Raw genomic sequence first — 22,360 nt, 5'->3', positions numbered from 1 at the left:
GGCGGTCACGCGTCGCTCTCCATGAGATGCAGCGCGTCGCGATCGAACATTATCGTCACCGTCTCGCCTTCGGCCGGCAGTGCCGATGTCGAGGGGAGGGCGGCATGGAGGCGGAGACCGGCTGCCTCGATCGCGAGGCGTGTCACGGGGCCGAGATAGCTGCGCGCGACCACCGTTCCGCTGAGGCGCTCGCCGCCGCCGATCTCGCCTCCGTCGACACGGATCGCCTCGGGTCGCAGGCTGGCCCAGCGCCGCTCGCCGGTGAACGTCTCGACGAGTTCGGGCGGCAGGACATTGGACGATCCGACGAAATCGGCGACGAAGGGCGAGTTCGGCGCGCGGTAGATCGTCTCCGGCGTGCCGACCTGGCGGATGCGCCCTTCGCTGAACACGGCCACGCGGTCCGCCATCGACAGCGCCTCGCCCTGGTCGTGCGTCACGAAGATGAACGTGATGCCGAGCCGCTTCTGGAGGCTCTTCAGTTCCTCCTGCATGCTCTCGCGCAGCTTGAGGTCGAGCGCGCCGAGCGGCTCGTCAAGCAGCAGCACGCGCGGATTGTTGACGATGGCGCGGGCGAGTGCCACGCGCTGGCGCTGGCCACCGGAAAGCTGGCCCGGCCGCCGCGCGCCATACCCGCCGAGCTTGACCATTTCCAGCGCAGCTTCGGCCGTTCGGGCGCGTTCGGCCTTCGGCACCCTCTTCAGCATCAGCGAATAGGCGACGTTCTCCGCGACATTCATGTGCGGGAACAGAGCGTAATCCTGGAAGACGGTGTTGACGTTGCGGCGATAGGGCGGCACGCCCTCCACGCGCTCGCCGAAGATCTCGATATGGCCGGCGCTCGGCTGCTCGAAGCCGGCGATGAGGCGAAGGCATGTCGTCTTGCCCGAGCCGGATGGGCCGAGCATCGCGAAGAACTCGCCCTCCGCGATCTCGAGATCGACTGCATCGAGCGCCTTCACGCTGCCGAAATGGCGCGAGACGCCGCGAAGCGAGACGGCTGATCTGCTCAAGTGCCCCCTCCCGAACCCTCGCCCGCTTTGCGGGATAGGGGGCCGTTCCGGTTCATGTCGCCGAGGGCGTCACGTGGCGCGAGCAGGCCTGTCGTCGGGCGCGAGCGGCCCTCTCTCCCGCAAAGCGGGGGAGAGCTGGCGAGGGGGTCTTTCACGCTCAGCCGCCCATGACCGCGATGTAGTCGGTCACCCAGCGCGAATAGGGGACGCAGGTGCCCTGGCTGGCGCATTTGGCGACGGGTGTCTTCCAGAAATGGATCTTCGAGAAATTGTCGAAGCCATTGGTCGCGCAGCCGCCGTCGCCGAGCAGCGCATTGCCCTTGCAGGCGGCCGGTACGACCGGCACCGATCCGAACCAGGCCGCGACGTCGCCCTGCACCTTCGGCGACAGGGAATGCTCCATCCACAGATAGGCGCAGTTCGGATGCGCGGCGTCGGCGGCGAGCATGGTGGTGTCGGCCCAGCCGGTGGCGCCCTCGTCGGGAACGGTCGAGGCGATCGGCTGCTTGTCGGCCTGCAGCGTGTTGACCTGGAACGGCCAGGACGAGGAGGCGACGACGCCTTCGGTCTTGAAGTCGTCGACCTGCACGGCCGCGTCGTGCCAGTAGCGGCCGACGAGCTGGCGTTGTCCTTTCAACAATTCCAACACCGCAGAATATTGATTTTCGTTGAGTTCGTACGGGTCCTTGATGCCGAGCTCCGGCTTCGTGGCCATGAGATAGGTGGCGGCGTCGGCGATGTAGATCGGCCCGTCATAGGCCTGCACGCGGCCGGCATTCGGCTTGCCGTCCGGGAAATCCTGCTTCTCGAAGACGACGCTCCAGCTCTTCGGCGCCTCCTTGAAGACATTGGTGTTGTACATCAGCACGTTGGGGCCCCACTGATAGGGCGTGCCGTAATGCTGGCCGTCGACCGTGAACCAGGCGCCGTCCTTGAGGCGGTCGTCAAGCGTCGACCAGCTCGGAACAAGCGCCGTGTCGATCGGGACCACTTTCTTGCCGGCGACGAGGCGGAGCGAGGCGTCGCCCGAGGCGGTGACGAGGTCGAACCCGCCCTGGTTCATCAGCGTCACCATCTCGTCCGAGGTGGCGGCCGTCTTCACCGAGACCTTGCAGCCGGTCGCCTTCTCGAAATCGGTGACCCAGTCATAGGCCTTGTCGGTCTCGCCCCGCTCGATATAGCCGGGCCAGGCGACGATGTTGACCGCGCCTTCGCCGGGACCGACGGAGGTCGCCTGCGCGAAGGCCTGGCCGCAGAACGCGGCCATCGCCGCGAAGGCGACCGTCGTGTTGAGGATGGTTCTCACGGTTGCTGCTCCCTGTTCCCCGGGAGTGCCGGCTCTGCGTCCGGTCGTCTCCCAATGGCCCAAGCTTAGTCGGGAACAGGCCGATGGCAAATCCAATCGGCGGCGCGTCCTCAGCCCATGGTGGGCATCACGAAGTCCGCGCCGGCGCGGATGCCGGTCGGCCAGCGCGTGGTGATGGTCTTCAGCTTCGTATAGAAGCGGATTCCCTCGGGCCCGTGCATGTGGTGGTCGCCGAACAGCGACTGCTTCCAGCCGCCGAAGGAATGGAAGGCCATCGGCACCGGGATCGGCACGTTGATGCCGACCATTCCGACCTGGATCTGATGCGCGAACTCGCGCGCCGCGTCGCCGTCGCGGGTGAAGATCGCGGTGCCGTTGCCGAAGGGGTGCTCGTTGATCATGCGGGCGGCCGTCGCATAGTCCGGCACGCGGGCGACGGCGAGGACAGGTCCGAAGATCTCTTCCTTGTAGATCGTCATGTCGGTGGTGACATGGTCGAACAGCGTGCCGCCTACGAAGAAGCCGTTCTCGTAGCCCTGTAACTGCAGCCCGCGCCCGTCGACCACGAGCTTCGCGCCTTCGGCGACGCCGGCGTCGATATAGCCGCGCACCTTGTCGAGATGCTGCTTCGTGACCAGAGGCCCCATCTCGGCTTCCGGATCGGTGCCGGGGCCGACCTTCAGCGCGCGGATCTTCGGCTCGAGACGCGCGATCAGCGCTTCGGCCGTCTTCTCGCCGACGGGAACCGCTACCGAGATCGCCATGCAGCGCTCGCCGGCCGAGCCATAGGCGGCGCCCATCAGCGCGTCGACCGCCTGGTCGAGATCGGCATCCGGCATGATGATCATGTGGTTCTTGGCGCCGCCCAGCGCCTGGCAGCGCTTCCCGTGCTTCGCCGCCGTCTCGTAGATATACCGGGCGATCGGAGTGGAGCCGACGAAGCTGACGGCGGCAATGTCGGGATCGGTTAGGATCGCGTCGACCGCGTCCTTGCCGCCGTGAACGACATTGAAGACGCCGTCCGGTAGGCCCGCTTCCTTCAGCCAGTCGGCGAGGAGCAGCGAGGCGGACGGATCGCGCTCCGAGGGCTTCAGGATGAAGCAGTTGCCGGCCGCGAGCGCGACCGGGAACATCCACATCGGCACCATGGCCGGGAAGTTGAACGGCGTGATGCCGGCGACGACACCGAGCGGCTGGCGGAGCGAATGGCTGTCGACCCGCGTACCGACATTCTCGGTCACTTCACCCTTGAGAAGCTGCGGCGCGGCGGTGGCGAACTCGACCACCTCCATGCCGCGCTGGATTTCGCCCTTGGCATCCGAGAGCACCTTGCCGTGCTCTTCGGTGATGACCGCGGCGAGCGTGTCGATCCGCTCCTCGATGATGTGGAGGAATCGGTTGAGGATGCGTGCGCGGCGGAGCGGCGTCGTGCCGGCCCAGACGGGAGCCGCCGCCTTCGCCGCCGCAACGGCGGCCTTGACCTCGGCCGCTCCGCCCAGGCGAACGGCGCGGATCGCCTCGCCTGTGGCCGGATTGAACACCGGCTGCGTCGCCCCGGAGGCGCCGGCCGAACGCCCGCCTCCGATGAAGTGGTCGATCGTCGAGGTGCTGGTCATCATCGTTTCTCCCGCGTCGCTGCCAAGGTGGCAGCAGGGTGATGCCGCATCGTTCCGTGCACAGCAACGATCAGTCTTGCGGCTCCGTTGTGCAGAAATTAAAGTCGCGGCATGGATTGGGATCGCATCCGCATCTTCCTGGCCGTCGCCCGCACCGGGCAGATTCTCGGCGCCGCCCGCCAACTCGGCCTCAATCACGCGACGGTCTCGCGCCAGCTCACGGCGCTCGAGGACGAGGCGAACACAAGGCTCGTGGAGCGACGCACTACGGGCTGCGTTCTGACGCCGGCCGGCGAGCAGCTGATGGTGGCGGCCGAACGGGCCGAGTCCGAGTTCCTAAGGGTCGAGGCGGGGCTGACCGGCGCCGATGCCGGCATCTCCGGAACGGTTCGCGTCGGAGCGCCGGACGGGCTCGGCAACTATTTCCTCGCCTCCGCGCTCGGCCGCCTCGCCGCCGAGCATCCCGAACTGGTCATCCAGCTCGTGCCGCTGCCGCGCACCTTTTCGCTGTCGCGGCGCGAGGCCGACATCGTCATCACGCTCGACCGGCCCTCGAGCGGACGGCTGATGGTGCGCAAGCTGACCGACTACAGCCTCGGCGTCTATGCGTCGGAGGACTATCTCGCGCGGACCGGTCCGGTGCGGACGGAAGCCGACCTCGCCGGGCGGCTGCTCGTGACTCAGATCGAGGATCTCGTCTACAGCCGCGCGCTCGACTATCAGGCGCGGCTCGCCGGTGCCAGCACGCACCATTACGAGTGCGGCAGCGTCGTCGCGCAAGTCGAGGCGGTTCGCGCCGGAATCGGCATCGGCTTCCTGCACGACTATGCCGCCGCTCGCGATGAGCGGCTCGTGCGACTGCTGCCCGAACTCGCTGCCGAACGCAGCTACTGGCTGACCACGCATCCCGATACGCAAGGCGTGCGGCGCGTTACCTCGGTCGCCGATTTCATCACCGAGAGCGTCAGGACCGCCCGGGCCGAATTCATGCTGCACTCGGCCGCGTGAACCGGCCTGCGCTTGGCCGGGGTCCACCGCTCGGCTATGGAGGCCGCAGAGGCGGAGGAGAGACGATGCGGCTTTCGGAAGTAACACTCGCGCAGCTGCCGGCGACCGTGCGCCGTCCTGGCTATGACCGAAGCGCCACGACGCCCGGCATCGTTCACCTGGGCGTCGGCGCGTTCCATCGCGCGCATCAGGCGGCCTATATGGAGGAATGCCTGGCAGCGGGCGAGCGTGGTTGGGCGATCCTCGGTGCATCGCTGCGCCGCGGTGATACGCGCGACGCGCTGGAGCCCCAGGACGGGCTCTACACCCTCGCCATCCGCTCTGGCGAGACCGAGCGGCTTGACGTCATCGGCTCGATCACCCGCCTTGTCGTCGCTCCCGAAGATCCGGAGGCGCTGGTCACGGCGATGGCCGATCCGGCCGTCCGCATCGTCACGCTGACCGTCACCGAGAAGGCCTATCTCCGGAACGCCGAGGGAGGTCTCGATGCCGCGCATCCCGAGATCGCGGCCGATCTCGCAGACTCGGCCCGTCCGCGCACGCTGCACGGTTTCATCGTGGAGGCTCTCGCGCGACGCCGCGCGGCCGGCGTCGCGCCCTTCACGGTCCTTTCCTGCGACAACCTCCCGAACAATGGTCGCACGACGCGCCGCGTGATCGCCGCCTTCGCCAGGCTGCGCGATGCCGATCTCGGTCGCTTCGTCGAGGAGGAGGTGGCCTTTCCGTCCAGCATGGTCGATCGCATCGTGCCCGCGACGACCGACGCGGATCGTTCCCGCGTCGCCGCGACGCTCGGCATGGACGACGCCTGGCCGGTGATGACCGAGCCCTTCATGCAATGGGTGGTCGAGGACCATTTTCCCGCCGGTCGGCCGGATTGGGAGCGCTTCGGCGTCACCATGGTCGCCGACGTCACGCCCTATGAGGAGATGAAGCTCCGCCTTCTCAACGGCACGCATTCGTCCATCGCCTATCTCGGCCAGCTTCTCGGCCGCGAGACGGTTGCAGAAGCCTTCGCCGATCCGGCCATCCGCCGTTTCGTCGAGGTGCTGTGGGAGGATTTCATCGTGACGCTGCCCGCGGATGCGGGGCTCGATACGTCGGACTACACCGCGCGCCTCGCCGAACGCTACGCCAATACGGCGCTTCGCCATCGCACAGCGCAGATCGCGAATGACGGCTCGCAGAAGCTGCCGCAGCGGATCGTCGCGGCGACGCTGGAGCGGATGGAGCGAGGCCTGCCTGTCGACCGATCGGCCTTCGTGCTCGCGGCCTGGATCACGGCGCTCCAGGCGCGCGGAACGCCGCCCGCGTTCACCGATCCGCTCGACAGCGCCTTGACGCCGATCCTGTCAGCGGGTGGCCCGGAGGAAGCGACGGTCGCGGCCGTCTTCAAGGCGGCGGGTCTCGCGGCCGGCAGCAGCCATCGCGAAGAACTCATCGAGGCGACGGCTCGCGCTCTGGCGGCCATAAGGCGCGACGGTGTTGCGGCCGCCCTCGCAGGGCTGTGAGCGCCGCGAGCCTTGCGGCGCGCTCCTCCCGGACCTAGCTGCTTGGAGCGAGCGACGTGGCCGATGGTCCGCCGCAGTCTTTCCCTCGCGGAGCCTTCCATGACCGATACACCCAATGCAGCCGCTTCCGGCACCTTCGCCGTCGGCGGCGATATCGAGGTCCATCGCCTCGGCTTCGGCGCCATGCGCGTCACCGGCCAGGGCATCTGGGGACCGCCGGCCGACCGCCCCGAAGCGCTGCGCACGCTGAAGCGTCTGCCCGAGCTCGGCGTCAACTTCATCGACACGGCCAATTCCTATGGTCCCGATGTCTCGGAAGAACTGCTCAAGGAGGCACTGCATCCCTATTCCGGCCTCCTGATCGCCACCAAGGCCGGGCTCGAGCGCCCCGGACCTGACAACTGGGTGATGAACGGCCGGCCGGACCGTCTCCTGGAGGAGACGAAGCGCAGCCTGAAGAAGCTCGGCGTCGAGCGCATCGATCTCTGGCAGCTGCACCGCATCGATCCCAAGGTGCCGCGTGACGAGCAGTTCGGCGTCATCCGGCGGATGATCGACGAGGGGCTGATCCGCCACGCCGGCCTCAGCGAGGTCTCGGTCGACGAGATCAAGGCGGCCAGCGCCGTCTTCCCCGTTGCGACGGTGCAAAACCGCTACAACCCGACGGATCGCGGCAGCGAGGCAGTGCTGGAGCATTGCGAGCGCGAGAAGATCGGCTTCATTCCCTGGTCGCCGCTCGGCAACGGCGCGTTGGCGCGGGCGGGTTCGGCCGTCGACAAGGTCGCGCGCGAACTCGGCGCCACGCCATCGCAGGTGGCGCTGGCCTGGGCTCTGAAGCGCAGCCCCGTGATGCTGCCGATCCCCGGCACCTCCAAGGTCGCCCATCTCGAGCAGAATGTCGCGGCGGCGAGCCTTCGCCTCAGCGACGCCCAGTTCGCGGCGCTCGGCAGCTGAACCCTATCCGATCTTCGCCCTTTCCGCCGGCCGCCCGTAGTGAAACACTGGCGCCGGCGGGTTTCGGCAGCGGAGCGAGCGTGTCTTACGATTATTGCGTCATCGGCGGGGGAATCGTCGGCCTGGCGACCGCGATGCAGCTTCTGGAGCGCCGTCCTGGCGCGTCCGTCGTCCTGCTGGAAAAGGAAGGCCGTCTCGCCGCCCACCAGACGGGTCACAACAGCGGCGTCATCCATGCCGGCGTCTACTATGCGCCGGGCAGTCTCAAGGCCGAACTCTGCCGTGCCGGCGCCGCGGCGACCAAGGCTTTCTGCCGCGACAACGACATCCCGTTCCGCACCTGCGGCAAGCTGATTGTCGCGACCAACGCGGCCGAACTGGAGCGCATGGGCGCGCTCGAGGAGCGGGCTCGGCGCAACGGCATCGAGCTGACGCGGCTCGACCGCGCAGGGCTTGCCGAAGCCGAGCCCGAAATCGAGGGGCTCGGCGCTCTGCATGTGCCGGCCTCGGCGATCGTCGACTACAAGCGCGTTGCCGCCGCATTCGGCGAACGCATCCGGGCGAGCGGCGGCGAGATCCGTCTCGCTTCGCCCGTCACCGCGATCCGCGAGACGGCGAGGGGAATCGAGGTCGATACCGACCGCACCACCATCAATGCGCGCATGCTCGTCGCCTGTGCCGGCCTCCAGTCCGACCGGCTGGCACGGCTCGCCGGACTGCCCATTACCCACCGCATCGTGCCGTTCCGCGGCGAGTATTTCGTGCTCGACAAGAAGCACGAAGGGCGCATTCGTCATCTCATCTATCCCGTGCCGGATCCGGCGCTGCCCTTCCTCGGCATTCACCTGACGCTGATGATCGACGGTTCCGTGACCGTGGGGCCGAATGCCGTCCTCGGTCTCTCGCGCGAGCGGGAGGCCAAGTGGTCGGCCGATCTCGCCGATCTCGGCGCGATGGCGGGCTTTCCCGGCTTCTGGCGCATGGCGCAGCGCAACTGGCGGACGGGCGCGACGGAGTTTCTGAATTCGATCTGGCGCCGCGGCTATCTCGACCAGTGCCGGAAATACTATCCGCCGCTCGAACTCGCCGATCTGAAGCCCTATCCGGCCGGCGTCAGGGCGCAGGCCGTGGAAGCGGACGGCCGCATGGTCGACGATTTCCTGATGCTCGAAAGCGCGCGCATGCTGCATGTCTGCAATGCGCCGTCGCCTGCCGCGACCTCGGCCCTGCCGATCGCCGCGCGCATCGTCGATCGAATCGAAGCGAAGCGCGCGGATCTCGGCTGAGGCTCAGGCCTCCGGTACGTTGGCGAGCAGCTCGTCCAGCCAGACCTTGGCCTCGGCGTCCGACGGCATGCGCCAGTCGCCGCGAGGCGAGAGCGACCCGCCCGACGACATCTTCGGACCGTTGGGCAGCGTCGAGCGCTTGAACTGGTTGGCGAAGAACCGGCGGATGAAGACCTGCATCCAGTGCCGGATCTCGGCGAGCGAATAGGCACGCTTCTCGGCCTCGGGCATGTCCTGCGGCCAAGGCCCGGACGCCGCGTCGCCCCAGGCCCGAAGCGCCAGATAGGCGATCTTCGAGGGCCGGAAGCCGAAGCGCGTCAGGTAGTAGAGGGTGAAGTCCTGAAGCGCGTAGGGGCCGACGATCGCCTGCGTCGACTGGATCGGCTTGCCATCGGCCACGGGTACCAGTTCGGGCGAGATTTCGGTCGCGAGGATCGCGTAGAGGATGGTTGCCGTCTCGGCGCTGACGTCACCCGAGGCGGCGACGAAGCGGATCAGATGCTGGATCAGCGTCTTCGAGACCGACGCGTTGACGTTGTAGTGCGACATGTGATCGCCGACGCCGAAGGTGCACCAGCCGAGCGCCAGCTCCGAGAGATCGCCCGTACCGACGACGAGCGCGCGGTGCTGGTTGGCGAGGCGGAAGAGATAGTCCGTCCGAAGGCCGGCCTGCACGTTCTCGAAAGTGACGTCATAGACCGGCTCGCCCCCTGCGAAGGGATGGCCGAGATCGGCCAGCATCTGCCGCGCGGCCGGCCGTATGTCGATCTCCTCCGCGGATACCCCGAGCGCGCGCATCAGCGCCCAGGCGTTCGACTTGGTGTGATCGGAGGTAGCGAAGCCCGGCAGGGTATAGGCGCGCACGTTCTCGCGCGGCAGTCCCAGCCGGTCCATGGCCCGAACGGCGACGATCAGCGCCTGTGTCGAGTCGAGGCCGCCCGAGACGCCGATCACGCAGTGCTTCAGCCCGGTTGCGGCGAGGCGCTTGGCAAGGCCCTGGATCTGGATGTTGAAGGCTTCGTAGCAATCTTCGCGCAGCCGCGCCGGATCGGCTGGCACGAACGGAAAACGCTCGACGATCCTGTCGAGGGCGACGGGCTGCTCCGGCGCGTCCATGACGAAATCGACCGTCCGGAAGCGTGGGCCATCTCCGCGATGGAGCGCGACGCAATCGCCATAGGTGTTGAGGCGAAGCCGCTCCTGCCTGAGGCGCCCGAGATCGACATCCGCGGTCGCAAGGGTCGCGTCCGCCGGAAAGCGCTCGGTCTCGGCGAGCAGGGTGCCATTTTCGAACACCGCGGCCTGGCCGTCCCAGGCGAGGTCGGTCGTGGACTCGCCGGGCCCCGCCGCCGAGTAGGCATAGGCCGAGGCGGTGCGTGCCGAATGGCTGGCGCAGAGCAGGCGCCGCGTATCGGCCTTGCCGATGGTGATGTTGGAGGCCGAGAGATTGAGCAGGATCTCGGCGCCCGCGAGGGCCGCGTGGGTCGAGGGCGGAAGCGGCACCCAGAAATCCTCGCAGATCTCGGCATGCATCGTGAAGCGCACGCTGCCCGTCGAGCGGAACAGGAGATCGGTGCCGAACGGCGCGGAACAGCCGTCGATCTCGACGGTTTCTCCGACGAGGCCGGCGCCCGAGGTGAAGGTGCGCCGCTCATAGAATTCGCGATAGTTCGGCAAATAGGTTTTCGGCACAGCCCCCAGGATGGCGCCGCGATGAATGACGACTGCGCTGTTGTAGAGCCGGCCCTTGTGGCGGAGCGGGGCGCCGACGACGAGCATCGGATGGAGCGTCTCGGAGGCGCTCGCGATCGTGCCGAGCGCGCTTTCGACCGCATCCAGCAGCGCGTCCTGCATGACGAGATCGTCGATGGAATAGGACGATATTCCGAGCTCCGGAAAGAGCATCAGCGCCGTGCCGGAGGCCTCGCCGAGCGCGGCGAGCCGCAGTGTCTCCTCCACGGCGAATTGCGTATCGGCGACGCGCGCGCGAGGCACCACGGCGGCGATGCGGACGAAGTCGTGGCTGTAGAGCGAGGCGAAGGGCTTCATCGGTTCGGCTTTCCGCTATGCGGCTTGCTTGCAGCGGTTTTTTCAGTCTGCGGCTTCGGCGTAGCCCGCAGTCTGCCGGACGACAAGGCCCGGCGCGCCATTTCCATCCCCGCTGGCTCTTGATCGAGGTCAACACCCACTTCGAGACGACGGGTCATGCTGGGATTGCTCGATGGGACGGCGCCGCCCCGACCCCCTCCCGGCGCCCCGCAAGAGGAGACGTGCCATGGCCAGGATGAAAGCCGCCATTTTCGTGGAGCCCGGCAGGATCGTGCTCGACGAGAAGCCGGTCCCCGAGATCGGGCCGCTCGACGCGCTGGTCCGCATCACCACGACGACCATCTGCGGAACCGACGTCCACATCCTGAAGGGCGAGTATCCGGTCGAGCGGGGGCTGACGATCGGCCACGAGCCCGTCGGCGTCATTGAGAAGCTCGGCTCGGCCGTCACCGGCTACCGCGAAGGCCAGCGCGTCATCGCCGGCGCCATCACGCCGAGCGGCACCTCCTATGCCTGCCTCTGCGGCTGCTCCTCGCAGGACGGGGCGGGCACCAAGCACGGCTTCAAGGCCATGGGCGGCTGGCGCTTCGGCAATACGATTGATGGCGCGCAGGCCGAATATGTTCTCGTCCCGGACGCGGTCGCCAATCTCTCGCCCGTCCCCGACCATTTGACCGACGAGCAGGTGCTGATGTGCCCCGACATCATGTCGACGGGCTTCTCCGGCGCCGAAAGCGGCGGCATCCGCATCGGCGACACGGTCGCGGTGTTCGCGCTCGGTCCGATCGGCCTCTGCGCGGTCGCGGGCGCCAAGCTCATGGGTGCAACGCGCATCATCGGCGTCGACACCGTGCCCGCGCGCCTTGAAGTGGCCAAGAAGCTCGGCTGCGATGACGTGGTCGACTTCAAGGCCGGCGACCCGGTCGAGCAGATCATGGCGCTGACGGACGGCCGCGGCGTCGACGTCGCGATCGAGGCGCTCGGCACGCAGCCGACCTTCGAATCGGCGCTGAAGGTGCTGCGTCCGGGCGGCACGCTGTCGAGCCTCGGCGTCTATTCGACCGATCTCAAGATCCCGCTCGCCGCCTTCTCGGCCGGTCTCGGCGACAACAAGATCGTTACCTCGCTCTGCCCGGGCGGCAAGGAGCGGATGCGCCGGCTGATGAACGTCGTCGGCTCGGGACGCATCGACCTGACGCCGCTCGTCACCCATCGCTTCAACCTCGACGACATCGAGGCCGCATACGATCTCTTTTCCCATCAGCGCGACGGCGTGCTGAAAGTCGCGATCACCCCCTGATCACTTCCGATCCGAACTGCCGTCCGCGCCCGAAACGGCCGCATCGATGGTGGTCCGGAGGCCGGGCCGGGCGCTTGGGGAGGCGTCCGGCCCGCCGCATCTAGAGGTAGAGCGGCGCCATCTGTCGCCACGAGCGGGCGCTATGCGCCCGCCGGTCCCAGACATGGAGCGCATGGCCGACGCCCTTGCCGCCCAGGACGCGGCTGAGCGCGCGGTTGTTGTCGAGGAAGGGATCCTCGGCGCCGATCGTCAGCACGATGTCGAGCCGCCGCAGCACCGCCAGCTGTTCCGGGCAGTCCAGCCGCGGCAGGAAATGAGACGGCATGCAGAAATAGACGTCCTCGTCATAGTGGCCGTCGAGAAGGTCCGCGAAGCACTCGACCTTCAGCGTCAGGTCGTAGCGGCCGGAGAAGGCGACGAGGCGGCTGAAGCGCGCCGGCTTGCGGAAAGCGATGCTGGCGGCATGAAACGCGCCGAGGCTGCATCCATGCGCCACGGTCCGTGGATCGGCGTTGAGGCTGTCGGCGAACGGAAGCACCTCTGAGAGGACATAGTCCTCATAGGCAAGGTGCCGGCGGACCCTGTTCGGCGGATCTCGCCAGAAGCAATAGAAGCTCTCGCCCGCGAAGCCGTCGAGGCAGTAGAGCTGCAGGTCGCCGGCCTCGATCCGCTCGGTGAGGCTGCCGACGAGGCCGATATCTTCGTATTCGTGGAAGCGGCCGTCGCGGGTCGGGAAGACCAGCACCCTCTGCCCGGCATGGCCGAAAATGAGCAGTTCCATGTCGCGGCCGAGCCGCGGCGAATACCAGCGGTGATAATCGCGCCGCACCGTGATGCTCCGTCACCCGCGCCGGACGCGCAGACCGAATGGGGCGAGAATAGTCGCGGATTGTGCAGTGCAGATGACGTTGGTGCGCCGCCATCGGCGCAAGGGGAGCGTGCCGAAACTGGTCGCCGCGAGCGGCGACGGCGACGGGGCCCATGTCGATCGTCCGCGCCGGTCTTGATATCGGCGATGACCTGCGTGCCATCGATACGGGTAGAAGCGCCGCGGGGAACCGTTGGCCGTCCGGAAAATGCTGCGGTTTCGATCGAAATCATCCGAAATCGGCGTAGCGGTGACCGGAAGGGACCGTTAGCTTCGCACGTCACCGCCACTTGTCGGACAAGCTTATGCGCTCCATCGTCATCGCCGGTCCCGGCAGGGTAGAACTTTCCGAGCGGCCGTCCCCGGAGCCTGGGCCGGGCGAGCTTCTGCTGGCGCCGCTCGCCGTCGGGCTCTGCCGGACCGACCTTGAGCTGTCCGACGGCAGCATGGTCTATCTCCGCCAGGGCCTCGCGACCTTCCCGCTGACGCCGGGCCATGAGTGGGTCGCCCGCGTGGTCTGTCACGGTGAGGGGGTGCTCGGCTTCGCGCCGGGTGATCTCGTCGTCGGCGAATGCAGCATCGGCTGCAGCCATTGCCGCCTCTGCCTTTCCGGCAGCTATCACCAATGTCCCGACAGGGCAGAAACGGGCATCCTTCGCCAGGCCGGCGCCATGAGCGGGCTTCTTGCCTTTCCCGCTCGCGCGGCGCATCGCGTGCCGTCCGATGTCGCGATAGAGGACGCGGCCTTCGCCGAGCCGGCGGCCGTGGCGCTTCGCGCCGTCCAGCGCGCCGACTGGCGGCCGGGGCGGTCGATCCTGGTCGTGGGCGCAGGCACCATCGGCTGGCTCGTCGCTGCCATCGCGCTCGATTATCACGGCGCGGATGTCGCGATCATGGAGGTCGATGACGACAGGGTCGCCCGCGCAGAAGCGATGGGCGCGCGTCGACCTCAGCCGGACGAGCGCTTCGACATCGTCATCGAGGCGAGTGGCCATCCCGCCGCCCTGCAGCAGGCGCTCGCCGTCCTCGCGCCCGGCGGCAGGCTCGTGGTGGTGGGCCTCTTCGGGCAGCCGCACTTGCCGGTCGATGTCGACCACATCGTGGTCAGCGATCACACGTTGACCGGCTCCCTCGGCAGCCCCGGCGTCTGGCAAACCATGCTCTCCCTGCTGGGCCGAGGCCGGCTGAAACCGTCGGCTCTCGTGACCGGGCGCTATCCGCTTCGCGAGGCGGCGGCTGCGTACGCCGCGCTCGCCGCCAATGCACCCGGCACCGGCAAGTTGCTGATCTTCCCTCAGGACGACGATCGCAACTGACGAGCAACGCCATCGGGCCCGGTGGCGCCGCCGGACATCAGATGCCTGTCTGCTGCGCGATTGCCCCGTCAGCGTGATGGCGGGTGCGCCAACGCCTGTCTTGGCCTCGCTCCATCTCGATGCGAGGGATGCCCAGCTGGTGCTGGGCGTCCCCCTCTCGCGGCTGGATTTCCTATGCCGCTGCCGCCCGCGCCGGTGATCGCCGGAAGAGCACGCTGTTGGACCGGCCCGAGGAGGCGGCAACAAACTTGACGAGTAGAACAGAACGTGAACATATGGGGATATCTTGGTGGTTTCGGAGGATAAGACGATGTCCATGCTGATCCGTGATCTCGCTGCCCTTGCCGCGCTCGCCTCGTTCGTCGCCATGATCACCCTCTGGTCGGAGCTGATCGCCCACGTCGTCTAGCCGGCTGCCGCGGGTCCGCGGCGGTGGACGGGCGGAGACGACTCGCGGGATAAGGTCTGGCGATGGACCTTCGAGCGAGGTGGCTATGAGCGTAACGGGCGAGCGGCGGTCCCTGGCGGCGGGCGGTGTCGGTTTCGTGCATCTTCGGGTGCATTCCGCCTATTCGCTGCTCGAAGGTGCGCTGCCGCTGAAGGCTCTCGGCAAGCTCGCCATTGCCGACAAGCAGCCGGCGCTCGCGCTGACCGACACCGGCAATCTGTTTGGCGCGCTGGAATTCTCCGAGAAGATGGCCGAGCAGGGCATCCAGCCGATCATCGGCTGCCAGCTCGCCGTCTGGTTCGACGATGGCTTCGAGCCGGCCCGCAAGCCGCAAGCGGGCGCGAAACCGCTGGCCGACGTCGTCGCTCTGGCAGCCGACGAGACTGGCTACTGGAATCTCGTTCGCCTCGTTTCCCGCGCCTTCATGGAAACCGACGCCGGCGAGCGGCCCCATGTCTCGATCGCTGACCTCGAGGCTGCGGCCGCCGGGCTGATCCTGCTCACCGGTGGCCCGGCCGGTCCCGCAGATCAGGCGTTCCGCGCAGGGCAGGGCGTCGTGGCCGAGGCGCGGCTGGTGCGGCTCGCGGCGGCCTTCGGCGATCGCCTCTATGTCGAACTGCAGCGCCATGGCCCCGACAGCGAGCGCTGCGAGGCCGATCTCGTCGCGCTCGCCTATCGGCTCGGGCTGCCGCTCGTCGCCACAAACGAGCCCTTCTTCCCGAAGCGTGACGACTACGAGGCGCATGACGCTCTGATCGCAATCGCCGAGGGCGCGGTGATCGCTGAGGAGAAGCGCCGGCGCCTGACTCCGGAACACTATTTCAAGACGCGCGGCGAGATGGTGGCGCTGTTCGCCGACCTGCCCGAGGCCGTGGACAATACGGTCGAGATCGCGCTGCGCTGCCACTACCGGCCGGTGAAGCGCAAGCCGATCCTGCCGCGCTTCGCCGGGGCCGACGCCGATCCGGCCGAAGCGGAGGCGGCGGAGGTCGAGGCGCTCCGCCAGATGGCGCGCGAAGGCCTGGCACGGCGTCTTGCCGCCCATGGCACCGCGCCGGGACTCTCCCCGGAGGACTACGCCGAAAGGCTCGAATTCGAGCTCGGCGTCATCGTGAAGATGAAGTTCCCCGGCTATTTCCTCATCGTCGCCGACTTCATCCAGTGGGCGAAATCGCAAGGGATTCCGGTGGGTCCAGGCCGCGGCTCGGGCGCCGGCTCCCTCGTCGCCTGGTCGCTCACCATCACCGATCTCGATCCGATGCGCTTCGCGCTGCTCTTCGAACGCTTCCTCAACCCGGAACGCGTCTCGATGCCGGACTTCGACATCGACTTCTGCCAGGACCGGCGCGACGAGGTCATCCGCTACGTCCAGCAGAAATACGGCACCGACCAGGTGGCCCAGATCATCACCTTCGGAACGCTGCAGGCGCGCGCGGTGCTGCGCGACGTCGGCCGCGTGCTGCAGATGCCCTATGGCCAGGTCGACCGGCTCTGCAAGCTCGTGCCGCAGAACCCGGCCAATCCGGTGACCCTGGACAAGGCGATCGAGGACGAGCCGCGCCTGCGCGCCGCCCGCGACGAGGACCCGACCGTGGCCCGGCTGCTCGCCATGGCGCAGAAGCTCGAGGGGCTCTATCGCCATGCCTCGACCCACGCCGCCGGCATCGTGATCGGCGACCGCCGGCTCGACGCGCTCGTGCCGCTCTATCGCGATCCGCGCTCCTCGATGCCCGTCACCCAGTTCAACATGAAATGGGTCGAGAGCGCGGGGCTGGTGAAGTTCGACTTTCTCGGCCTGAAGACGCTCACCGTCCTCGAAACCGCATTAGCGCTCATCGCCAAGCGCGGGATAAGACTCGATCTTTCGGCGCTGCCACTGGACGACAAGCCGACTTACGACATGCTGACGCGCGGCGAGACGGTCGGCGTGTTCCAGCTGGAAAGCCAGGGCATGCGCAAGGCCCTGGTCGGCATGCGGCCCGACCGCTTCGAGGACATCATCGCGCTCGTCGCGCTCTATCGTCCTGGCCCGATGGACAACATCCCGGTCTACAACGCGCGCAAGCATGGCGAGGAGAAACCGGACTTCCTGCACCCGCTGCTCGAGCCGGTGCTCAAGGAGACGCACGGCGTCATCATCTATCAGGAACAGGTGATGCAGATCGCGCAGATCCTGTCGGGCTACTCGCTCGGCGAGGCCGACCTGTTGCGCCGCGCGATGGGCAAGAAGATCAAGGCGGAGATGGATGCGCAGCGCGTGCGCTTCGTCGACGGCGCCGTCGAGCGGGGGCTCGCCAAGGAACGGGCCGACATGATCTTCGACCTTCTGGCGAAGTTCGCGGATTACGGCTTCAACAAGAGTCATGCCGCCGCATACGCGCTCGTCTCCTATCACACGGCCTATCTCAAGGCGAACTACCCGACGGAGTTCCTGGCGGCGTCGATGACGCTCGACATGGGCAACACCGACAAAATCAACGATTTTCGACGTGAAGCAATAAGACTCAACATTCAGGTCGACTTGCCCTCGGTCAACCGATCCGGCGCCGTGTTCGACGTCGAGGACGGGCGCATCCTCTATTCGCTGGCGGCCATCAAGGGCGTCGGCGCGCAGGCGGTGGAGCACCTCGTCGAGGCCCGCGGCGGGCGAGCCTTCCGCGACCTCGCCGATTTTGCGGCCCGCATCAATCCCCGCATCCTGAACAAGCGGACTCTGGAGAGCCTCGTCGCCGCTGGCGCCTTCGACGATCTCGAGCGCGACCGGGCGCGCGTCTTCGCCGGCATCGAGCGGATCATGGGCATCGGCAACCGTCTGGTCGAGGACCAGACCGCCGGGCAGGACGGCTTCAACTTCGGCGGGGCAGGGGCGGGGGAGCCGCTGGTGCTGCCGATGGTCGATTCCTGGCTGCCGGCGGAGCGGCTGCAGAAGGAATTTGCCGTCGTCGGATTCTATCTTTCCGCGCATCCGCTCGACGAATATGCGCCGGTGCTGAAGAAGCAGCGCGTGCAGAACTGGGCGGACTTCTCGGAGGCGGTGCGGCGCGGCGCGGCGGCCGGCCGTCTCGCCGGAACGGTCACCGCGCGGCAGGAGCGCAAGACGAAGTCCGGCAACCGCATGGGCATCGTCCAGTTCTCCGATCCGACGGGACAGTTCGAGGCGATCCTCTTCTCCGAGGCGCTGAACGAGTTCCGCGACCAGCTGGAGCCGGGTCGCTCGGTGGTCGTGCAGGTGGCGGCCGAGGACCGGCCGGAGGGCATCAGCGTGCGTGTCGTCTCGGTGAAGCCGCTCGACGACATGGTGTCGGGACTGAAGCAGCTCCGCGTCTTCCTCCGGGCCGAGGAGCCGCTCCGAAGCATAGAGCGCCATCTCTCGCGCGGCGGCGACGGCGATGTCAGCCTCGTGCTGCTGCTCGACGAGGGGCAGCGCGAGGTCGAGGTGCAGTTGCCCGGCCGCTACCAGCTCACGCCGCAGATCGCCGGAGCGCTGCGCGCGGTGAACGGCATCGAGCATGTCGAACTCGTCTGACGAGGGCCGGAACGCGCTCCCGACCTCCCGCGGGCCGTGCCGGCCAAGCAGCAGAGGCATGGCGGATCAGGCCGTTCCTGGCCTTTCCGGATTCGCTTTGTGAACTGGGGTCAGTAGCTCGCCGGAGAGAGCAGCGTGATCGCGACGACCATGGCGACGGCATAGGCGAGGGTCGCGACGACCTGGACCCGCCGCGTTCCGACGAAGCCGATGATCGGAAGGGCGATGAGCACGACGTTGATCGCATCGGAAAGCGAGATGGTTCCGGGTGACCAGAAGACGTGGTTGACGGCAAGCGCGGTGACGTTGAAGGCGGCGAGCGCAAGCAGGCCGAAGCGCCCGTCCTGTTCGAAGAAGTCACGCATGCTCTCGCCCGCCGCGATCTCGTTCGGCGGCAGGACCGACGCGGCGGCTATGAACAGCGTCAGCACAAGCGTGACGAGGATGAGGAACTGGAAATAGGTCCAGTGGGCCGAAAGGTTGGCGAGATCCTCAAGGCTCCACCAGAGCGTCAATTGTTGCGCGAAGATGAAGAACGCCCAGGCGAGCGGGACCCAGTCGAGTCGGGCCCGCCGGCGCGCCCTGAGCGCGGCCACGGCGGAGGCGAGGATCCGGGCGACGCCGAGACCGAGGATCATCGAGAACACTGTCGACATCCAGCGGAACGTGTCCATGCGCTCTCCCGAACCTTGCGCGGCACCCCGGCGGACGCCATATGAGCGCATCGCATGCGGCAGATCCGGCGTCCAGACCCGGCCGATCGCTTGCGTTCTTCCGCTTCGCCGCCTATAAGGCGCGCATTCCACACGTGGGGCTCGGGCTCCGGCGGCGCTTTTGCGTTTGTCGGGACCCACCGGTGCCGATCGAGGATTGGCTTTCCCCACGGAGGTTCAACCGGTGAAGGATACCGTTTAGATGGCTCTTCCTGATTACTCCATGCGCCAGCTTCTCGAGGCGGGCGTCCATTTCGGCCACCAGAAGCATCGCTGGAACCCGAAGATGGCGCCGTATCTCTATGGCGTGCGCAACAACATCCACATCATCGACCTCGCGCAGACGGTTCCGCTGCTGCATCGCGCCCTCCAGGCGGTGAGCGACACGGTGGCCGGCGGTGGCCGCGTCCTGTTCGTCGGCACGAAGCGCCAGGCTTCCGAGCCGGTGGCCGATGCCGCCAAGCGCTGCGCGCAGTATTATGTGAATTCCCGCTGGCTCGGCGGCATGCTGACCAACTGGAAGACGATCTCGCATTCGATCCAGCGCCTTCGCCACCTCGACGAACTGCTCTCGTCGGACGTGCAGGGCCTGACGAAGAAGGAGCGCCTGACGCTGTCGCGCGAGCGCGACAAGCTCGAGAACGCGCTCGGCGGCATCAAGGACATGGGCGGCATCCCCGACCTCCTGTTCGTGATCGACACCAACAAGGAAGCGCTCGCGATCCAGGAAGCCCGCCGGCTTCATATTCCTGTCGCGGCAATCATCGATTCCAATTCGGACCCGGATGGCATCACCTATCCGATTCCGGGCAATGACGACGCCGGCCGTGCGCTGACGCTCTATGGCGACCTGGTCGCCCGCGCCGCGCTCGACGGCATCTCGCGTGCCGCCGGCTCGGCCGGCCTCGACCTCGGCGCCCAGGAAGAGATCTACGAAGAGGCTCTTCCCGAGGAAGCCGGCGAAGTCGCGGCCGCCTGACCCAAGCTGCGCCGCCCTTTCCGGCGGCGTCCCTGACGATCGAAACGACGCAGCCGGGCGCCCATCGCCCGGCTGTTCGTTAGAAAACAAGAGATTGACGAGGCAGACGATGACGATTTCCGCTTCGATGGTGAAGGACCTGCGCGAGAAGACCGGCGCGGGCATGATGGACTGCAAGGCCGCGCTGACCGAGACCGCCGGCGATATCGAGGCGGCGATCGACTGGCTGCGCACCAAGGGCCTCGCCAAGGCCGCCAAGAAGGCCGGCCGCGTCGCGTCCGAGGGCCTTGTCGGCGTCGCCGCCTCGGGTCCGCGCGCCGTCGTCGTCGAGCTCAACTCCGAGACCGACTTCGTCGCCCGCAATGCCGAATTCCAGCAGTTGGTGCTCAACGTCGCCAAGGCGGCGCTCGAGACCGACGGCTCGGTCGAGGCCGTTGCCGCCGCTGCCTTCCCGGGTTCGGAGAAGTCGGTCAAGGACACGATCACCGAGGCCGTCGCCACCATCGGCGAGAACATGAACCTCCGCCGCTCGGCCGCCATCGGCGTCAGCGACGGCGTCGTGGCGACCTATGTCCACTCGGCGACCGCTCCGGGCCTCGGCAAGATCGGCGTGCTCGTCGCGCTCGAGTCGACCGGCGACAAGGAGAAGCTCGCCGCGCTCGGCCGCCAGATCGCGATGCACATCGCCGCGACCAGCCCGCTTTCGGTCTCGACCGATGCGCTCGACCCGGCGGTCGTCGCCCGCGAGCGCGCCGTCTATGCCGAGCAGGCCCGCGAGTCCGGCAAGCCCGAGGCGATCATCGAGAAGATGGTCGAGGGCCGCGTGCGCAAGTATTACGAGGAGGTCGTCCTCCTTCTGCAGGCCTTCGTGATCAATCCCGACCTGACGGTCGAGAAGGCGCTGAAGGCAGCCGAGGCCGATGTCGGCGCGCCGATCAAGCTGACGGAGTTCGTCATGTTCCGCCTCGGCGACGGCGTCGAGAAGGAAGAGACCGACTTCGCCGCCGAGGTCGCGGCCGCGGCCGGAACGAAATAAGTTCTGGAAACAAGCGCTTCCCCGAGACATTAGCGAAGGGCGCCGGATGACATTCCGGCGCCCTTCGTGTATCGGGAGCGTGCCCATTCACGACAGCGAGGACATCGGCATGGCGGCTCCCGCCCGGTATCGACGCGTGCTCTTGAAAGTTTCGGGCGAAGCCCTCCTTGGATCCCAACCCTTCGGCATCGACGAAGCGGTCGTCGACCGCATCGCCGGCGAGGTCGGGCAGGCCGTCGAACTGGGCGTCGAGGTCGCGGTCGTTATCGGCGGCGGCAACATCTTCCGCGGCATGACGATCGCGAAAGCGGGCGGCAACCGCGTCGCCGGCGACCATATGGGCATGCTCGCGACGGTCATGAACTGCATCGGCATGCACGAGGCGTTCGAGCGCCGCGGCATCGCCTCGCGCATCTTCTCGGCCGTGCCGATGCCGACGATCTGCGAGAGCTTCTCGCAGCAGCGCGCCGAGCGGGCGTTGAAGCGCGGCCGCGTCGTGCTCTTCGCCGGCGGCACCGGCAACCCCTTCTTCACGACCGATTCGGGCGCCGCGCTGCGCGCCGCCGAGATGGGCTGCGATGCCCTCTTCAAGGGCACCAATGTCGACGGCGTCTATTCGGCCGATCCCAAGAAGGACCCCTCGGCGGTCCGCTTCGAGCGGATCACCCATGCCGAGGTGCTGTCGCGCGGGCTGCAGGTCATGGACGCCGCCGCCGTGGCGCTTGCCCGCGACAACCATATTCCGCTAATCGTGTTTTCAATCCGGTCGCCGAACGGCTTCATCGAGGTTCTGCGCGGCGAAGGTCGCGCCACGATCGTTTCTGATGAATAGCGTCATCCTGCTGCGGATGCTCGCCGGCACCAAGAACAAGAGGACGTCATGAACTTCGACGATCTGAGCCGCCGCATGCAGGGCGCAGTCACCGCGTTCAAGTCGGATCTGTCGGGCCTGCGCACCGGCCGCGCTTCGGCCACCATGCTCGATCCCATCACCGTCAACGTCTATGGATCGGTCATGCCGATCAACCAGCTCGCGACGATCAACGTGCCCGAGCCGCGCCTGATCACCGTCACGGTCTGGGACCGCGGCACGGCGCAGGCTGTCGAGAAGGCGATCCGCGAGTCGAGCCTCGGGCTCAACCCGATCGTCGAGGGCGCGGTGTTCCGCATCCCGATCCCCGAACTCAACGCCGACCGGCGCAAGGAATTCGTGAAGGCTGCCCACAAATATGCCGAGGGCGCGCGCGTGGCGGTCCGCCATGTACGGCGCGACGGCATGGACAGCCTGAAGAAGAGCGAGGCCGACGGCCTCGGCGAGGACGAGGCGCGGCGGCTGACGGAGAAGATCCAGAAGCTGACCGACGACACGATCGCCGAGATCGATTCGGTGCTCGCCGCGAAGGAAGCGGAAATCCTGCAGGTCTGAACAAC

General features: G+C 67.4%; 17 protein-coding genes. 11 read left to right on the top strand and 6 right to left on the bottom strand.

Features of this window, described 5'->3' with window-relative positions; all coding sequences use genetic code 11:
* Window positions 1–5: 5 nt before the first annotated feature.
* The 3 genes from QO015_RS03860 to QO015_RS03850 all read right to left on the bottom strand — a co-directional run bounded on the left by QO015_RS03860 (window position 6) and on the right by QO015_RS03850 (window position 3,938).
* Window positions 6–1,013 (bottom strand): ABC transporter ATP-binding protein, encoded by a 1,008-nt coding sequence (locus tag QO015_RS03860; protein ID WP_266281343.1) that lies wholly within the window; start codon window positions 1,011–1,013, stop codon window positions 6–8.
* Between the two features lie 157 nt (window positions 1,014–1,170).
* Window positions 1,171–2,280: an ABC transporter substrate-binding protein gene (locus tag QO015_RS03855; RefSeq protein ID WP_266282475.1), complete on the bottom strand. Its 1,110-nt coding sequence runs from the start codon at window positions 2,278–2,280 to the stop codon at window positions 1,171–1,173.
* A gap of 149 nt (window positions 2,281–2,429) precedes the next feature.
* Window positions 2,430–3,938 carry a CoA-acylating methylmalonate-semialdehyde dehydrogenase gene (locus QO015_RS03850; protein ID WP_307288566.1) on the bottom strand — a complete coding sequence of 503 codons (1,509 nt, stop codon included), beginning with the start codon at window positions 3,936–3,938 and terminating at the stop codon, window positions 2,430–2,432.
* A 108-nt stretch (window positions 3,939–4,046) separates the two neighbouring features.
* On the opposite strand from QO015_RS03850, the gene QO015_RS03845 reads away from it, so the two are divergent.
* From QO015_RS03845 to lhgD, 4 genes are all read left to right on the top strand, one after another.
* A complete protein-coding gene (locus tag QO015_RS03845; protein ID WP_266281345.1) occupies window positions 4,047–4,943 on the top strand; it encodes a LysR family transcriptional regulator in 897 nt (298 codons plus the stop codon).
* A 65-nt stretch (window positions 4,944–5,008) separates the two neighbouring features.
* Window positions 5,009–6,454 carry a mannitol dehydrogenase family protein gene (locus tag QO015_RS03840; RefSeq protein WP_266281347.1) on the top strand — a complete coding sequence of 482 codons (1,446 nt, stop codon included), beginning with the start codon at window positions 5,009–5,011 and terminating at the stop codon, window positions 6,452–6,454.
* A gap of 99 nt (window positions 6,455–6,553) precedes the next feature.
* A complete protein-coding gene (locus tag QO015_RS03835; protein ID WP_266281349.1) occupies window positions 6,554–7,408 on the top strand; it encodes an aldo/keto reductase in 855 nt (284 codons plus the stop codon).
* A gap of 80 nt (window positions 7,409–7,488) precedes the next feature.
* Window positions 7,489–8,694, top strand: a complete 1,206-nt coding sequence (gene lhgD / locus QO015_RS03830) for an L-2-hydroxyglutarate dehydrogenase (RefSeq protein WP_266281351.1) — start codon at window positions 7,489–7,491, stop codon at window positions 8,692–8,694.
* A 3-nt stretch (window positions 8,695–8,697) separates the two neighbouring features.
* Here lhgD and QO015_RS03825 read toward each other — a convergent pair whose 3' ends face one another.
* Window positions 8,698–10,743 (bottom strand): NAD(+) synthase, encoded by a 2,046-nt coding sequence (locus QO015_RS03825; protein ID WP_266281353.1) that lies wholly within the window; start codon window positions 10,741–10,743, stop codon window positions 8,698–8,700.
* A 226-nt stretch (window positions 10,744–10,969) separates the two neighbouring features.
* Between QO015_RS03825 and QO015_RS03820 the strand changes: the two genes are divergently transcribed.
* Window positions 10,970–12,043 carry an NAD(P)-dependent alcohol dehydrogenase gene (locus QO015_RS03820; RefSeq protein ID WP_266281355.1) on the top strand — a complete coding sequence of 358 codons (1,074 nt, stop codon included), beginning with the start codon at window positions 10,970–10,972 and terminating at the stop codon, window positions 12,041–12,043.
* A 100-nt stretch (window positions 12,044–12,143) separates the two neighbouring features.
* Here QO015_RS03820 and QO015_RS03815 read toward each other — a convergent pair whose 3' ends face one another.
* Window positions 12,144–12,872, bottom strand: a complete 729-nt coding sequence (locus QO015_RS03815) for an esterase family protein (RefSeq protein ID WP_266281357.1) — start codon at window positions 12,870–12,872, stop codon at window positions 12,144–12,146.
* Window positions 12,873–13,216: 344 nt separating this feature from the next.
* Between QO015_RS03815 and QO015_RS03810 the strand changes: the two genes are divergently transcribed.
* Both QO015_RS03810 and dnaE read left to right on the top strand, forming a co-directional pair.
* Entirely contained in the window at window positions 13,217–14,227 is a 1,011-nt protein-coding gene (locus tag QO015_RS03810; RefSeq protein WP_266281359.1) for a zinc-dependent alcohol dehydrogenase, read from the top strand.
* A gap of 494 nt (window positions 14,228–14,721) precedes the next feature.
* Complete coding sequence (dnaE, locus tag QO015_RS03805; protein WP_266281361.1) at window positions 14,722–18,201, top strand: DNA polymerase III subunit alpha; 3,480 nt, start codon at window positions 14,722–14,724, stop codon at window positions 18,199–18,201.
* A 110-nt stretch (window positions 18,202–18,311) separates the two neighbouring features.
* On the opposite strand, the gene QO015_RS03800 is transcribed toward dnaE, so the two are convergent.
* Window positions 18,312–18,875, bottom strand: coding sequence for a hypothetical protein (locus QO015_RS03800; RefSeq protein WP_266281363.1), 564 nt, complete (start codon window positions 18,873–18,875; stop codon window positions 18,312–18,314).
* Window positions 18,876–19,116: 241 nt separating this feature from the next.
* Between QO015_RS03800 and rpsB the strand changes: the two genes are divergently transcribed.
* The 4 genes from rpsB to frr all read left to right on the top strand — a co-directional run bounded on the left by rpsB (window position 19,117) and on the right by frr (window position 22,355).
* Window positions 19,117–19,893 carry a 30S ribosomal protein S2 gene (gene rpsB, locus QO015_RS03795; RefSeq protein WP_266281365.1) on the top strand — a complete coding sequence of 259 codons (777 nt, stop codon included), beginning with the start codon at window positions 19,117–19,119 and terminating at the stop codon, window positions 19,891–19,893.
* Window positions 19,894–20,002: 109 nt separating this feature from the next.
* Window positions 20,003–20,929: a translation elongation factor Ts gene (gene tsf / locus QO015_RS03790; protein ID WP_266281367.1), complete on the top strand. Its 927-nt coding sequence runs from the start codon at window positions 20,003–20,005 to the stop codon at window positions 20,927–20,929.
* 109 nt (window positions 20,930–21,038) lie between these two features.
* Complete coding sequence (gene pyrH / locus QO015_RS03785) at window positions 21,039–21,761, top strand: UMP kinase (RefSeq protein ID WP_266281369.1); 723 nt, start codon at window positions 21,039–21,041, stop codon at window positions 21,759–21,761.
* Window positions 21,762–21,809: 48 nt separating this feature from the next.
* Window positions 21,810–22,355, top strand: a complete 546-nt coding sequence (frr, locus tag QO015_RS03780; protein ID WP_266281371.1) for a ribosome recycling factor — start codon at window positions 21,810–21,812, stop codon at window positions 22,353–22,355.
* The last annotated feature ends 5 nt before the right edge of the window (window positions 22,356–22,360 follow it).

Origin of the sequence: Kaistia geumhonensis (assembly GCF_030815145.1) — a bacterium.
GTDB lineage: Bacteria > Pseudomonadota > Alphaproteobacteria > Rhizobiales > Kaistiaceae > Kaistia > Kaistia geumhonensis.
The sequence above is the reverse complement of the archived record's forward strand: the minus strand, read 5'-3'. Positions and strand labels throughout refer to the sequence as shown.